The sequence below is a fragment of the Arenibacter sp. ARW7G5Y1 genome (assembly GCF_003201775.1).
Lineage (GTDB): Bacteria > Bacteroidota > Bacteroidia > Flavobacteriales > Flavobacteriaceae > Arenibacter.
Genome location: NZ_QJJZ01000008.1, coordinates 1 through 15,675 on the forward strand (window position 1 = coordinate 1; position 15,675 = coordinate 15,675).

The 15,675-nt window shown below is 41.8% G+C and carries 12 protein-coding genes; 9 read left to right on the plus strand and 3 right to left on the minus strand.

From position 1 onward, the window contains the following. Positions 1-116: 116 nt before the first annotated feature. Positions 117-2,045 carry a glucosamine-6-phosphate deaminase gene (gene nagB / locus C7972_RS12475; RefSeq protein ID WP_110356522.1) on the minus strand — a complete coding sequence of 643 codons (1,929 nt, stop codon included), beginning with the start codon at positions 2,043-2,045 and terminating at the stop codon, positions 117-119. Positions 2,046-2,323: 278 nt separating this feature from the next. Here nagB and uxuA point away from each other — a divergent pair, with 278 nt between their 5' ends. Continuing rightward, positions 2,324-3,499: a mannonate dehydratase gene (gene uxuA, locus C7972_RS12480; RefSeq protein WP_220020907.1), complete on the plus strand. Its 1,176-nt coding sequence runs from the start codon at positions 2,324-2,326 to the stop codon at positions 3,497-3,499. Positions 3,500-3,623: 124 nt separating this feature from the next. On the opposite strand, the gene C7972_RS12485 is transcribed toward uxuA, so the two are convergent. Together C7972_RS12485 and C7972_RS12490 are read right to left on the minus strand one after the other, a co-directional pair. Further along, positions 3,624-4,292 (minus strand): bifunctional 4-hydroxy-2-oxoglutarate aldolase/2-dehydro-3-deoxy-phosphogluconate aldolase, encoded by a 669-nt coding sequence (locus C7972_RS12485; protein WP_110356524.1) that lies wholly within the window; start codon positions 4,290-4,292, stop codon positions 3,624-3,626. 15 nt (positions 4,293-4,307) lie between these two features. Beyond that, positions 4,308-5,330: a sugar kinase gene (locus tag C7972_RS12490; protein ID WP_110356525.1), complete on the minus strand. Its 1,023-nt coding sequence runs from the start codon at positions 5,328-5,330 to the stop codon at positions 4,308-4,310. Positions 5,331-5,604: 274 nt separating this feature from the next. On the opposite strand from C7972_RS12490, the gene C7972_RS12495 reads away from it, so the two are divergent. The 8 genes from C7972_RS12495 to C7972_RS12530 all read left to right on the plus strand — a co-directional run bounded on the left by C7972_RS12495 (position 5,605) and on the right by C7972_RS12530 (position 15,653). Beyond that, a complete protein-coding gene (locus C7972_RS12495) occupies positions 5,605-6,336 on the plus strand; it encodes a prolyl oligopeptidase family serine peptidase (protein WP_110356526.1) in 732 nt (243 codons plus the stop codon). 88 nt (positions 6,337-6,424) lie between these two features. Beyond that, entirely contained in the window at positions 6,425-8,536 is a 2,112-nt protein-coding gene (locus C7972_RS12500) for a thioredoxin domain-containing protein (protein WP_110356689.1), read from the plus strand. A gap of 217 nt (positions 8,537-8,753) precedes the next feature. After that, the gene (locus tag C7972_RS12505) at positions 8,754-10,472 is read left to right on the plus strand and encodes a GMC family oxidoreductase (RefSeq protein WP_110356527.1); all 1,719 of its coding nucleotides are present in this window, start codon (positions 8,754-8,756) and stop codon (positions 10,470-10,472) included. A gap of 4 nt (positions 10,473-10,476) precedes the next feature. Beyond that, on the plus strand, positions 10,477-11,184 hold the full coding sequence (locus C7972_RS12510) for a gluconate 2-dehydrogenase subunit 3 family protein (RefSeq protein ID WP_110356528.1): 708 nt from the start codon (positions 10,477-10,479) through the stop codon (positions 11,182-11,184). A gap of 33 nt (positions 11,185-11,217) precedes the next feature. Beyond that, on the plus strand, positions 11,218-12,051 hold the full coding sequence (locus C7972_RS12515) for a sugar phosphate isomerase/epimerase (RefSeq protein ID WP_110356529.1): 834 nt from the start codon (positions 11,218-11,220) through the stop codon (positions 12,049-12,051). Positions 12,052-12,306: 255 nt separating this feature from the next. After that, positions 12,307-14,028 carry a GMC family oxidoreductase gene (locus tag C7972_RS12520; protein ID WP_110356530.1) on the plus strand — a complete coding sequence of 574 codons (1,722 nt, stop codon included), beginning with the start codon at positions 12,307-12,309 and terminating at the stop codon, positions 14,026-14,028. A 3-nt stretch (positions 14,029-14,031) separates the two neighbouring features. Next, the gene (locus tag C7972_RS12525; protein WP_110356531.1) at positions 14,032-14,751 is read left to right on the plus strand and encodes a gluconate 2-dehydrogenase subunit 3 family protein; all 720 of its coding nucleotides are present in this window, start codon (positions 14,032-14,034) and stop codon (positions 14,749-14,751) included. 155 nt (positions 14,752-14,906) lie between these two features. Further along, complete coding sequence (locus C7972_RS12530) at positions 14,907-15,653, plus strand: M15 family metallopeptidase (RefSeq protein ID WP_258364837.1); 747 nt, start codon at positions 14,907-14,909, stop codon at positions 15,651-15,653. The last annotated feature ends 22 nt before the right edge of the window (positions 15,654-15,675 follow it).

Genomic DNA, 15,675 nt, shown 5'->3' on the forward strand with positions numbered 1-15,675 from the left:
CTCTAAAATTACCTGATCAACAAGGCAAGTTCAAAATAATATCAGAAAAACCGAAAAATAAAAGGTCGCCTAATTAGTTTTTAGACGACCTCTTTTTGTTTGTGAATTATTTTTTCTTAAAATTTGTAGCGGACAAAAGCTTCCATGGCAGCGTAATGCGCCAAGCCCAATTCATCGTATTTGGTAGCCGTTTCCTTGTTCCTGTCCTCTGCACGTTGCCAGAATTCCCGGGTATCCGAACCTTGGAATACCACTCCGTCTTTTTGGGATTGGTGCTTGAAAATTCCATAGCGCTTGGCCAAAACCTGACTCGGACTCATAGGGACGGCCATTTCAATATCCTCTATATCCCATTCTTGCCAAGCTCCTCGGTACAACCATACCCAACAATCCTTCATATAGGGTTTGGGCTTAAGTCTTTTTAGAGCCTCAAAAACAATGTCCAAACACACCTTGTGGGTGCCATGTGGATCTGCCAAATCACCTGCAGCATATATTTGGTGCGGTTTAATTTTTTCGATCAAATCCATGGTGATTTTAATATCTTCCTCTCCTGGAGGATTCTTTTCAATAGTACCGGTTTCATAGAAGGGCAGATCGTTAAAGTGTATCTGCTCGTCCGTAAGTCCAACGTAATAACTCGTTGCCCTGGCCTCACTTCTACGGATAAGACCTTTGATGTTTCTTACCTCTTCGATATCTATTTCACTGGTTTTTTTGTTCTTGATGAACTCTGTAGCCTTTTTGTATATCTCAATGGATTTTCTATTGTCCAATCCAAAGGAACGGTTGTAATCTATCACGAAATCCGAGAATCTCAAGGCTTCGTCATCTGCTACCGCTATATTCCCGGAGGTCTGATAAGCCACATGTACCTCATGGCCCTGGTTTTGCAGGCGCATGAACGTACCCCCCATACTAATGATGTCATCATCTGGGTGCGGACTAAAAATAAGTACGCGTTTTTTTGCCGGATTTGCTCTTTCCGGTCTATTGCTGTCATCGGCGTGGGGTTTACCTCCTGGCCAACCGGTAATGGTGTGTTGTAGTTTGTTGAAAATCCTGATGTTAATATCGTAGGCATCCCCGACTTCGGTCAATAAATCGCTCATACCGTTTTCTATATAGTCGGCCTCTGTTAACATCAATACCGGTTTCTCCAATCTTAAGGCAAGACCCACAACGGCCTTCTTGATCATTTTTTCATCCCATTCCACTTTCTCAACAATCCAGGGGGTACTTATTCTGGTAAGTTTTGAGGAGGAACCTTTGTCAAGGATAAACACACTATTTGGATGCTCCTGTAGATAGGATGCCGGTACCTGTTCGGTTATAGGACCCTCGGCAGAAGCCTTAATGATTGAGGATTTCCCTTCTCCCCATGCCATAAGGATAACTTGCTTGGCCTGCATTATTTGCTTTATTCCCAGCGTTATGGCCGTTTTGGGAGTATTGTATAAGCCTTGAAAATCTTTACTCGCGGCAACCCTTGTAATATGGTCCAAGGTAACCAGCCTGGTTTTGGAATTGGGAAGGGAACCTGATTCGTTGAAACCAATATGCCCATTGCCACCAATACCTAAGACTTGAAGGTCTATCCCGCCCAAAGCGTCTATTTTGGCTTCATACTCCTTACAATAATCGGCAATATCCTTTTTTGCCAATGTTCCATCGGGTATGTGATAATTCCCAGGTTCTATGTCCACATGGTTAAAGAGCAATTCCTTCATAAAACGCACATAACTTTGTATGGCGTCCGGTTCCATTGGGTAATATTCATCCAAGTTGAAGGCTATCACATTTTTGAAACTGAGGTTTTCTTCCTTGTGCAATCGTACGAGTTCGGCGTACATCCTTTTTGGAGTGGAACCAGTAGCGAGTCCAAGGACGCACATCTCCTTGGCTTTCTGTTTTTTCTTGATCAATGTCGCTATTTCAGCTGCCGCTGCCTTGGATGCAACCTCGGAAGACTCGAAGATGACCGTGTTGATTTTTTCAAACCGTTTTTCAAAACTGGTAACCTTGTCGATTTTACTTTTAATCATGGAGAGCTAAATTTTTGTTCATTTTTGGTTGAATCGATAAAAGTAGTACAAAGTATTTAAATGCCTAAATAAGATAGGGAATTTTAATCAAGTTTAAGAATAAAATATATTTTGTGATACTTTTTTAATCTTTCCCAAAATGGTCGGTGCAATACTTTTAAAATTAATATCTTGGTAAATTATTTACTTGACAGAACAGCTGGTTTAAAATAATTTTATTGCATTGCTGCTTACGTGGTAATGCTTTATTTATAAAAATAGTATTAATGAGTTTAACTTTGGAAAATACATGGAGATGGTACGGACCTAAAGATCCTGTGTCATTATTGGATATTAAACAGTCCGGGGCCACAGGGGTGGTTACGGCATTGCATCATATTCCAAATGGGGAAATTTGGCCTGTGGATGAAATTAAAAAGAGAAAAGCGGAGATAGAAGCGGTGGGCCTGACCTGGTCTGTGGTGGAAAGTGTTCCCATCCATGAGAGTATTAAGACACAACAGGGCGGTTTCCAGAAGTATGTGGAAAATTATAAGACAACCATTGGCAATCTGGGATCATGTGGGATTGATACTATTTGTTACAATTTTATGCCCGTATTGGATTGGACACGTACCAACCTCGATTATGAGTTGGAGGACGGGTCCACGGCTTTGAGGTTTGAAAAGGACGCCTTTGCGGCTTTTGAACTTTTCTTATTGAAGCGCCCAGGTGCTGAAAAGTCCTATACCCCGGAAGAGCAGAAAGCGGCCAGGGAATATTTGGAAAAAACGTCGGAGAAGGATCAAAAAAAATTGGTCAAGAATATAATAGCCGGACTTCCTGGTGCGGAAGAAGGATATAGTTTAAAGGAATTCAATCAGATTTTGGCAACCTATGACCATATTGGAGCCAAGGAACTTAAGAAGCACCTGTTCTCCTTTCTGGAAAGTATAATTCCAATTGCCGAAAAAGCAGGGGTACGTATGTGCATACATCCAGATGATCCACCTTATCCAATCTTGGGATTACCAAGGGTAGTTAGTACGGAGCAGGATATTCTTGATCTCTATAAGGCGGTGGATAGTCCCAACAACGGTCTCACCTTTTGTACCGGATCCTTTGGAGTTAGAGCGGACAATGATTTGGTGGGTATGGTGAAGCGCTTGGGGCATCGTATACATTTTATGCACCTGAGGAGTACGCAGCGAGATGAAAAAGGTAATTTTCACGAGGCCGATCACTTGGCCGGGGATGTAGATATGTATGGGGTGCTAAAAGCCCTGGTGGAAGAACAGCTAAAGAGGAGTGCTGCAGGAAGAAAAGATCTTCGAATGCCCATGCGTCCGGATCATGGCCATAAAATGTTGGATGACCTTAGGAAGAAAACCAACCCAGGTTATTCTGCTATAGGAAGACTTAGGGGCCTAGCAGAGTTAAGGGGGCTGGAATTGGGAATAAGGAGATCCCTATAACAAATAGACCTTCCTCTCTAGGGAAAACAATATGTAGAAATCTAAAAAAAACCTCTGATTACCAGAAATCAGAGGTTTTTCTTTTACAATACCGAACTAGGTAGGCAGACGATGGATGCTTTTACTAGTTCCGAATTCTTTTGATAAGAGCCAATGTTTCCCTTACCGATTTCTCCAGGGCACTGTAATCCCTGTTTTCCACCACTGTTTTGCTAATTAGATTGGAACCCATGCCTACACAGGTAACCCCTGCATTGAACCAACCTTTTAAATTGGATTCTTCCAAGGTTACACCGCCTGTCGGCATCACACTGGTCCATGGTTGAGGTCCTTTAATGGCTTTTACAAAATCTGGTCCGAAATTGGCTCCAGGGAATAATTTAATAATTTCACAGCCTAATTCCTCGGCTTTGTTAATTTCTGTCAAAGACCCACATCCAGGGCTCCATAATACTTTTCTTCTATTACAGACCATGGCAATATCTTCGCGTAAGGAGGGGGTTACAATAAAATTGGCACCCATTTGCATATAAAGGGAAGCTGCTGCTGCATCGGTAACAGATCCTACCCCAACGGCCATTTCCGGTAATTCCTTAATGACGTATTTTTGGAGTTCAGCAAATACTTCGTGGGCGAAATCCCCACGCGCGGTGAACTCTATTAATCTTGCACCGCCGTTGTAACATGCTTTTAATATTTTTTTTCCTAATTCCACATCCGGATGATAGAACAGGGGTACAAGTCCCGTTTCTTTCATCAATGCAGCTACTTCAATTCTAGAAAATTGTGACATATGGATATTCTTGTTTTATCTGCTTACTTTCCCAGAGGAATTTCCTCCTGCCAATTGCTCAATTTCTTCAAGGGTGGCCAAGTTGAAATCGCCCGTAATCGTATGCTTAATACAGCAGGCGGCCGCGGCAAAGTCGATGGTTTGTTGATTGTCTATTTTGTCCTGTAGGAGGCCATATATTAGGCCTCCCATAAAGGCATCGCCACTTCCTACCCGGTCTACGACAGGGGTTACCTCCCTTATTTTAGCATAATGTATTTTTTTGCCATCATATAAGATACCGCCAATTTTCTGGTGGGAAGCATTTACTGAATAACGCAAGGTGGTGGCCACATATTTTAGGTTCGGGGAGCCTTTGTAAAGAAGGTCGTACAGTTCGGGTAAAGAGTCCATATCCTGATAGTCCGGATCTTGTTTTTCTTGCCCTGTCATAAAAAAGGCCGTATCCAAATCCCCTAAGATTACATTGCTGTACTTTAAGAGTTCAGGCATAATCTCTTTTGGTTCTTTTCCATATTTCCACAGTTTGGATCGATAATTTAAATCGGATGAAATAGTGATTCCCATTTCACTGGCAGCTTTGACAGCTTCCAAGCAAACGGCAGCCGCATTATTGGAAATGGCAGGGGTTACCCCGCTCCAGTGAAACCAATTGGCATCCTTAAATACTGTTTTCCAGTCTATGGTGTTTGGTTCCATTTCGGCGATGGCACTATTGGCCCTGTCGTATACTACCTTACTTCCACGGGTACCGGCACCTGTTTCCAAAAAATAAATGCCCAGACGGTCTCCTCCAAACTGAATATTGGTGGTGCCCACATTGTGCTTTCTGATTTCCTGTAGGGCACATTCGCCTATATCGTTCTTAGGCAAACGGGTAACGAATTCGGCATCAAAACCATAATTGGCCAAGGATACTGCTACGTTAAACTCACCGCCTCCATAAGTGGCGTTAAAATTGGTGGCCTGTGAAAACCGAAGGTGTCTTTCGGTAGACAGTCTTAATAGGATCTCCCCGAAAGTGATGACTTTCTTCATACTAATTTTTTTGTTTGCTCGATAAATGTACCAAAGTAAAACGAAAACCCGAAAAGAAAATACATTTAGGTATTTATAACTATTATACTATTTTTTGTTTAAGGATTGATCTTGAATGTTAAATAAAAGTATAAACAGGGGGCTGGTTAAAGAAAAATGCATCAATTTGCGAATTTCCTACCAACTTGGAATGCTGATCGATAACTAAAATATTACTGGGATATGACCTTGGAAAAATATAGGAATTCCTAAATTATACATTATTATAGAACCAATGAAAACAATAGCTTTAGCTTTTTGCTGCCTGTTTATTTTTGAAGGCTGTGCTTCCCAATCCTCTCCTGAACTGATCAACTCCGAAATGGAGGTTGTTACTTCCGAAACCTTGAGGTACTATCTTTATTACCCAGAGAATTATGAGGTAAATTCGGAGGAAAAATTCCCCCTATTGCTTTTTTTGCATGGCGGGGGTGAATCCGGGGGAAATTTAAAATCCGTAAAGGGAAATGGGCCTCCAAAACTTATTGCCGGGGGCAAGAAATTCCCTTTTCTAATCTTGGCCCCACAGAATCCGGAAGAAAAAATGTGGTGGAACACCAGGGCCGTACATCAACTTTTGGATAGTATTATTGCTACCAATAAAGTGGACGAGAATAGAATATACCTTACCGGCCTCAGTAGAGGAGGGGGTGCAGCCTGGGAAATGGCGGTCCAATATCCGGATAAATTTGCCGCTTTGGCCGTGGTTTGTGGAATGACTCCGGTTCCTTATGCCTCATGGATAAACAAAAATATGCCCATTCGGGTCTTTCATGGCGACCAGGACAAGTCGATCCCCATATCTGAATCCATCGAAATGGTTGCTAAATTAAAGGAAATGGGATACCATGTGGATTTGACCATTTACAAAGGGGTAGGTCATAATGCCTGGGACAGGACCTATGCGAATAATGGGCTTTACGATTGGTTTTTGGCACAGAAAAAAGGAGGGGCTGTTGAAAATTAACAGTTTCATGGGTGTAGAACTTTGTTTAATTCTGGGATAATTGTATGCAATTGTTGTATTTTTCAAGCCTGAACAATATTTGCATTTTATGACCCGTAATATGTGCCTTAGGCTTTCTTTTTGTAATCTATTTTTATTGTTGGCAATGATCCTATTTTCCTGTTCCGATATAAAAGGGCAGAAAAGCGACCATAAATATACCAATGACCTCATTCATGAAACTAGTCCATATTTATTACAACATGCCCATAATCCGGTAAACTGGCGGCCTTGGAGTCCAAGTGCCTTGGAAGAAGCTAAAAAAGAGGATAAGTTGGTATTGGTAAGTGTTGGTTATTCTTCCTGTCATTGGTGCCACGTAATGGAAGAAGAGACTTTTGAAGATGAGGAAGTGGCCAAATTGATGAATGAAAACTTTATTAATATCAAGGTAGATAGGGAGGAGAGACCAGATGTGGATCATGTTTATATGACTGCCCTGCAACTTATTAAAGGGAATGGAGGTTGGCCTTTGAACGTTATTACCCTACCCAATGGAAAACCTATTTATGGGGGTACTTACCATACCAAGGAACAATGGAGCAAGGTCTTGTCTGAAGTTAGCAAGCTCTATAAGGATGACCCCAAGAAAGCCAATGAGTATGCCGATATGGTGGCCCAAGGTATACAGGAAGTAAATATTATACAGCCGGTCTCGGACTTGGGCATGTTGACGCCGGAGGTCCTTAAAAATAGTGTTGATAAATGGAAGGATAACTGGGACCTAAAATGGGGAGGAAATAAAGGATCACAAAAATTCATGATCCCTGTGAATCTGGATTTTTTGTTGGATTATGCCGTTTTAACAGAGGATCGGGATGCCATGGATTTTGTTAAGACTACATTGGATAGGATTGCTTGGGGAGGCGTCTACGATCATATAGCTGGCGGATTCTATAGATATAGTACCGATGCGCAATGGAAGGTGCCGCATTTTGAGAAAATGCTTTATGACAATGCCCAATTATTGAGCCTTTACTCCAAGGCATATAAGGTATATGGAGAACCGATGTATAGGAAAGTTGTGGAAGAAACCATTGCTTTTTTGGATAGGGAAATGAAAAACCAGGATGGCGGTTATTATGCGGCCATTGATGCCGATAGCGAGGGGGAGGAAGGTAAATTTTATGTTTGGAAAGAAGAGGAGTTAAGGTCTGTTTTAGGGGCCGATTTTGAAATTTTTGCCAAATATTACAATATAAAGCGTTCCAATATCTGGGAAAATGATGCCTATGTGCTTTTTAGGACTTCAGGTGATGACGAATTTATAAAGGAACATGACATTTCTTTGGAAGAATGGGCGGTTTACCAGGAGCGCTGGCAAAAGAAAATATTGACTGCCAGGAACAAAAGGGTCAGGCCCAATACCGATGACAAGATCATTACCTCATGGAACGCCTTGCTGATCAATGGATTTGTGGATGCCTATAATGTTTTTAAGGATGCGGCCTATTTGGAAAAAGCCGAGGGGGTGTTCCGTTTTATTGAAAAGAATAGTCTGGACAAAGATCAGTTGATCCATACTTACAAAAAGGGCAGTAAAAAAAGCGATGGATTTTTGGAGGATTTTTCCTTTTTGGCCAATGCCTCTCTAAAACTCTACAGTACAACAATGTCCCCTTCCTATTTGGACTTTGCAAAAAAACTCAATCAAATTGCACAGGACAAATTTGCAGATGAAGAATCCGGGATGTACAGTTTTAACTCCAATGACGAATTAATTGCCAAAATAATTAAAACCGATGATGGGGTATTGCCATCGCCAAACGCTGTGATGGCGGAGAATTTGTTTCTTCTGGGACATATAGATTACAATAAGGTGGCCACACTCAAAGCGCGGTCCATGCTTTCTTCCATGATTTCTGCCTTGGAGGAAAATGCCTATAATTATTCCAAATGGAACTCCCTCTTGCTGAAAACAGCCTATCCTTTTTATGAAATTGCGGTTGTTGGCGATGATGCCAAGATATTATTGTCCCAACTACAGCAACATAATTTGCCAAATACCTTAATTGTTGGCAGTGATAAAAACAGTGAATTACCTTTGTTTAAAGGGCGTTACGCGGACGACGGCACGTATATCTATGTTTGTCAGGACCATACGTGCAAACTTCCAGTGTCTACCGCAGAGGAAGCTTTGGAGCAATTGAAGAATTTTTAAGGATATGTTCCCCTTTAATAAAGGAAAGGATATCATTAAGATAGTCTGGAAATAAATTATGGCTCCATAATTTTTGTAATAACAATGCCATTAATATTTTGTCGATTATCCATGGATTTGTGTCAAATTACATGAATTTTCAGGTTGTTCGGTCAAAAAATTTTAATTTAAACTTTTTTTAAACTTATCTTGAACCCCAAAATTAATTCTTCAAAGTATGCAGATAAAAGAATCTTCAACTATTTATGACGTAATCATAGTTGGATCGGGTGCCGGTGGAGGTATGGCAACAAAAGTATTGTCAGAGGCCGGACTAAAAGTGGCCGTGGTGGAAGCGGGTCCATTTTTTGATCCTAAGAACCCTGAACAGATCACACAGTTAAAATGGCCTTATGAATCACCGCGTAGAGGTGCCAGTACCACAAGGGCCTTTGGGGAATTTGATGCAGCTTATGGTGGTTGGGAAATTGATGGGGAACCCTATACCCAAAAAAATGGGTCAAAATTTTCGTGGTTTAGGTCGCGTATGTTAGGGGGTAGAACAAATCACTGGGGACGTATCTCCTTGCGTTTCAGCCAACGCGATTTTAAACACAAGGATATTGATGGTCTTGGGGAAAACTGGCCCATTGGCTATGAAGATGTAAAACCGTATTACGATAAGGTAGACAAGTTAATTGGTGTTTTTGGATCCAAAGAAGGATTGGAAAACGAGCCGGACGGGTTTTTTCTTCCTGCTCCAAAACCTAGATTGCATGAGCTTTATTATATAGATGGGGCCAAGAAATCCAATATACCGGTCATCCCCTCAAGGATGTCCATGGTGACAAAAAAGATCAACAACGATCGCGGGGTCTGTTTTTATTGTGGACAATGCAGTAGGTCTTGTCAGATATATGCCGATTTTTCGTCGGGGAGCTGCTTAATTTTCCCTGCTCAAAAAAATGGAGGCCAAATAGACCTTTTTGTGAACGCAATGGTACGGGAGGTAACTACTAATGATGAAGGTAAGGCCACTGGAGTGCTTTATGTGAACAAGGAGGATCGTAAGGAATATGGATTAAAGGGGAAAATTGTTGTGCTTGCCGCATCGGCCTGTAGTACTGCAAGAATCCTTTTAAATTCCAAAAGCAAGCAACACCCTGCTGGACTTGGAAACAGTAGCGGAGTGGTAGGGAAGTACCTTCACGACTCCACTGGGGGTGGAATGACCGGATTTGTCCCAGAACTGATGAATAGAAAGACGTACAACGAAGATGGTGTTGGAGGGATGCATGTATATACCCCTTGGTGGCTGGACAATAAGAAGCTCGATTTCGCCAGAGGTTATCATATAGAAATATGGGGTGGAATGGGGATGCCAAGCTACGGTTTCGGCTTTAATCCCAATGCCATGAATGAGTTCTTTGGCGAAAAAGTAGGTGGCTATGGCAATGTCCTTAGGGAGGATGTAAAGAAATATTACGGAGCAATGATCGGTTTTGCAGGACGTGGCGAATCTATAGCCATGGAAAGCAACTATTGTGAGATTGACCCGGGAAAGGTGGATGAATTTGGTATTCCAGTATTGCGCTTTAACTATCAGTGGTCCGATCACGAACGTTTACAAGCCAAGCACATGCAAGAAACCTTTGCGGAAATAATCCACAACATGGGCGGACAGGTCATAGGGAAACCGGCAGGAAAGGATCGGGATTACGGGTTGCTTAACCCAGGAGAAATAATCCACGAAGTAGGTACCACAAGGATGGGCGATAACCCTAGAACTTCTGTTGTAAATAAGTGGGAACAAATGCACGATGTGGATAATGTTTTTATTGTTGATGCAGGACCCTTTGTTTCCCAAGCGGATAAGAACCCTACATGGACCATCCTGGCCCTGGCCTGGAGAACGTCCGATTATATAATTGAGCAATTGAAAAAACAAAATATCTAGTATTATGGATAGAAGAAAAAGTATAAAATCCATTATCCTTGGTGGTGTAGCGGGTGGATTGGCAATAAATGGATGTAAGCCGGGAACGGAAGGGGAGGCTGGAGCCGCAGAGGCCTTGGTACAGGAAGAAAAGCATTTCGGGAGGACTCCTGAGGAAAAGGAGCTGCTGAAAAAACTCTACGCGGAACAGTTTTTTAACGAACATGAAATGGCTACTTTAGGAGTGTTATGTGCCTTGATTTTACCTGCCAGCGGAACCTATGGTAGTGCTACCGATGCCGGAGTGCCCGATTTTATAGAGTTTATGGCCAAAGATATCCCTGCCTATCAAACTCCACTGCAAGGTGGCCTAATGTGGTTGGACCACAAGAGCAATAAAGATTACGGAGTGGAATTTAAGTCCGCAACCGAAACTCAGCAAAAAGAGATTTTGGATGCCATTGCATTTCCGGACAAGGAAAATCCGACATACGAGCAACAATTCTTTTCCCTGGTTCGCAATTTAACCGTTACCGGATATTATACTTCAAAGGAAGGTATTGAAGCGTTGGGGTATAAAGGTAATTCCCCCAATGTTTGGGACGGGGTGCCGGAAGACGTTTTGGCAAAGCATGGAAAATCCTATGACCCTGAATGGATTGCCAAATGTGTGGACCAAAGTAAGCGCAACGATATGGCAGAATGGGATGACGAAGGTAATTTGTTGACTTAAAAATATTAAGTGATATCGAATTATAAATATAGGATGAAGAGATTACAGGTACTATGGCTATTTTTAATAGCCATAGTTTTTTTTGGAAAAGTAAGTGTTACGGCCCAAGAGGTGGGATTACAATTGTACAGCCTTAGAAATCAGTTTAAGGAAGATATCCCAAGTACCCTGAAATTGATAAATGACTGGGGTATTACCGTTTTGGAAGGAGGGGATAGCTACGGGATGCCCGAGGAGGAGTTTAAGGAACTACTTGCCAAAAATAATTTAAAAATGGTTAGTATAGGTGCCACATTCAACGATTTGGCCATTGCGCCGGAGGAGGTTGTGAAAAAGGCTAAAAGTTACGGTGCCACCTATGTTATGTGTGCATGGATCCCACACCATGGCAACAATTTTGGTATTGTGGATGCACAAAAGGCTGTTGAGGTATTCAACAGGGCTGGGAAACTTTTAAGGGAAAAGGGGCTGAAATTGGCGTATCATGCCCATGGATTTGAATTTAGGCCCTATGGTGATGGTACACTCTTTGATTATATGGCGGAGAATGCCAATTATTTCGATTTTGAAATGGATGTGTATTGGGTACATCACGCAGGTGCAGATCCTATGAAATTATTAAAAAAATACCCTTCAAAATTCATTTTAATGCATTTGAAGGATATGGAAAAAGGAACCACTAAAAATAATACGGGCCATGCCGATGTTGAAACAAATGTAGTTTTGGGAACTGGGGAGGTGGATATAGCGGGCGTTGTGGCCGAAGCCAAAAGATTGGGCATCAAATATATGTTCATAGAGGACGAGTGTTCCAGGGTGGTGGACCAAGTGCCAAAGAGTTTAAAGTATTTGGAAGGTTTAAAATAATCTAGATTTCAATTATTGATATTGCTGAAAAAGCCTCCTTTTGGAGGCTTTTTGTTTATTCCATGGACTTCCGAAGAAGGAATTGGGCCGTAATTTTATTTGTTGCTTTCGGGGACCTCAAACTTCTAATGACATATTATCAATTATTAATGGTTTTATATCAAAATACATGAATTTTCAGGTTCTTTGGATAAAAAATTCTATTTTGATTTCGTTTTAAACTTATATTGAAGTTCATTATTAATTCATTCCAATATGCAGATAAAAGAATCCTCAGAAATTTATGATGTAATAATTGTTGGCTCGGGTGCTGGTGGCGGTATGGCCACAAAGCAATTGGCCGACGCCGGCCTCAATGTTGCGGTAGTAGAGGCCGGTCCATTTTTTGATCCGGCAGATCCGAAAACCATGAATCAGTTAAAATGGAATTACGAATCTCCTAGAAGGGGAGCAAATACTACTAGGGCATTTGGGGAATTTGATGCTGCTTATGGCGGTTGGGAGATAGAGGGGGAGCCATATACACGTGAGCCTGGTACGGAATTTGATTGGTTCCGATCTCACATGTTGGGTGGGCGTACCAATCACTGGGGAAGGATTTCCCTTCGTTTTGGGCCAAAGGATTTTAAGGGGAAGACCAGGGATGGTCATGGGGAGGACTGGCCAATTGGGTATGAGGATGTAAAACCATATTATGATAAGGTAGATAAACTAATCGGGGTGTTTGGTACCAATGAAGGACTGGAAAATGATCCGGATGGTTTCTTTCTGCCTCCGCCAAAACCAAGATTGCATGAGATTTTTTATATAAATGGGGCAAAAAAGGCGGGAATACCTACTATTCCCGGTAGACTTTCCATGCTCACCAAAAGAATCAATACAGAACGTGGTGTGTGTTTTTACTGCGGACAATGTTCACGTTCCTGTTCGGTTTATGCCGATTTCTCATCCGGGAGTTGTTTAATATTTCCTGCACAAAAAAGCGGGGGCCGAATTAAATTATTCGTCAATTGTGTTGTGAGGGAAGTTACTACCAATGAGGAGGGTAAGGCAACGGGAGTGTCCTACATCAGTAAGGACGATAGAAAAGAATACAAATTAAGGGGCAAGGTGGTAGTTTTGGCTGCTTCTGCCTGTAGTTCCGCCCGTATTCTTTTGAATTCGAAAAGCAAACAACATCCAAACGGCTTGGGAAATAGCAGTGACCTCGTGGGTAAATATTTGCACGATTCCACTGGGGCCAGTAGAGCCGCTTTTGTACCGGCATTGATGAACAGGAAAGTATCCTATAACGAGGACGGAGTGGGAAGTAACCATGTGTACTCGCCTTGGTGGGGAGATAACTCCAAGTTGGATTTCCCTAGAGGCTATCATATAGAAGTCGGAGGAGGGATGAAAATGCCTGGTTATGGTTTTAGTTTCAACCCCAATGAATTCAACAAATTCTTTGGGCTCAAAGTAGGGGGTTATGGGGATAGCTTACGGGATGATGTTAAAAAATATTACGGATCCGTACTAGGGATTGCCGGAAGGGGCGAAGGTATTGCCCGTAAGGAGAACTATTGTGAAATAGACCCTACCACCGTGGATCAATTTGGCATTCCCGTATTGAAGTTTAATTATAAATGGTCCCAATTTGAGAAAAATCAGGCCAAGCATATGCAGGACACTTTTGAAGAGATTTTCCACAATATTGGGGCAGAACCTTTAGGGGAAAAGCCTGGTAAGGACCGCGACTATGGACTTGAGGCGCCCGGACGTATTATTCACGAAGTTGGTACTACCAGAATGGGCAATGATCCCAAAACATCGGTCACTAATAAATTCAATCAATTACACGATGTGGACAATGTCTTTATTGTTGATGCGGGACCTTTTACTTCCCAGGCGGATAAGAACTGTACTTGGACTATTTTGGCATTATCTTGGCGAGCCAGTGACTATATTATTGAACAATTAAAACAGCAAAATATCTAGACCATGGATAGAAGAAAAAGTATACAGACAATAATTCTAGGTGCCGGTGCATCTGCCTTGGCGTTTCATGGCTGTAAGACAGATGGACCCGATTCTGCAAAGGAGGCCATAGCCGCAGCCGAAAATACCCATTATTTTGGTCGTACTCCAGAGGAGTTGGAACTTATTGAAAAATTAAATGCAGAACAGCTTTTTACCGAACACGAAATGGAGACCATTGCGGTATTGAGTACCGTAATACTTCCTCCCAGAGAACCCAATGGAGGGCCGATTGAGGCAGAGGTCCCGGAATTTATCGAATTTATGGGCAAGGATATCCCAGAATTGCAGCTTACCCTTAAGGGGGGGTTAATGTGGCTGGATCATAAAAGCAATACAGATTTTGGAACCGAATTTAAATTGGCTATCCTGGAACAGCAAAAGCAGATATTGGATACCATATGTTATCATGATCCTGATAAATCGTTGGAGACGCAACCACTCGAAATACAATTTTTCTATTTGATGCGGGGATTAACTATCTGTGGTTATTATTCCTCCAAAGTAGGAGTCGCCGAACTGGGTTATAAAGGAAATACACCCAATGTATGGGATGGTGTTCCGGAGGATGTCTTGGAACAACATGGGGTGGCCTACGATCCAGAATGGGTTGCCAAATGTATCGATCAGAGTACCAGAAACGAAATCGCTACCTGGGACGAAAATGGCAAGCTGTTGACTTAAATCAATCAATAGTGGCAATAGGGAAGTAATGGTATTTTTTCGCAATCCCTATTGGAAATATATAAAGGCCTCTTTTTAGGGGCTTTTTTGTTAATTTGCTGTGGGGAAAAAAGTACCTAGGTGAATTAAAGGATTAACAATTGGCACTGAAATGTATGAATAGGAAGTGGACAGCTTTTAAGGGAATGGCCATTTTGGCAATAACTTTTTTCTTTGGGTGTAAGGAAATGGTCGTAAACAAAAATTTGAAAAAGGATGTGGATGCGGAATTGGAGGTCGTGGATTCGTTAATGATCGATGTAGGTAAGAAAGAAGAAGTAATAAAGCCCAAACTAAAATCCCTTGAAGGCCTGGCCGATACCTTGTTTGTAAGGTTGGCCGATTATAGTGATGATTTTGAATACGATCTGCGCTATGCCACCGATAATAATTTCTTAAAGGAGAAGGTCTATGATTGTGCCGAATGTTATACTAGGGTCAAAACCGCCAGAGCACTGCTTTTGGCAAACAAAGACTTGATCGGAAAAGGGTATAAAATAAAATTTTTCGATTGCTATCGTCCCAATGATGTACAATATAAAATGTGGGCCATTGTCCCCAATCCACAGTATGTGGCCAATCCGGTTAAGGGGTCAATCCATAATAAGGGTGGTGCCGTAGATATTAGCCTGGTTACTTTGGATGGTGAGGAATTGGATATGGGGACCGATTTTGATTTTTTTGGAAAAAAGGCATACCACGATAATTTGGATTTACCGCAGTCTATCTTGAACAATAGACTGTTGTTAAAGGAGACCATGGAAAAATATGGTTTCTGGTCCATAAGGACCGAATGGTGGCATTACAATCTCGGTACCGCATCCAATGACAAAGTGGCCAACTTTAAATGGGATTGTGATTGAAATTGTCTAAGTGATTCCAAGA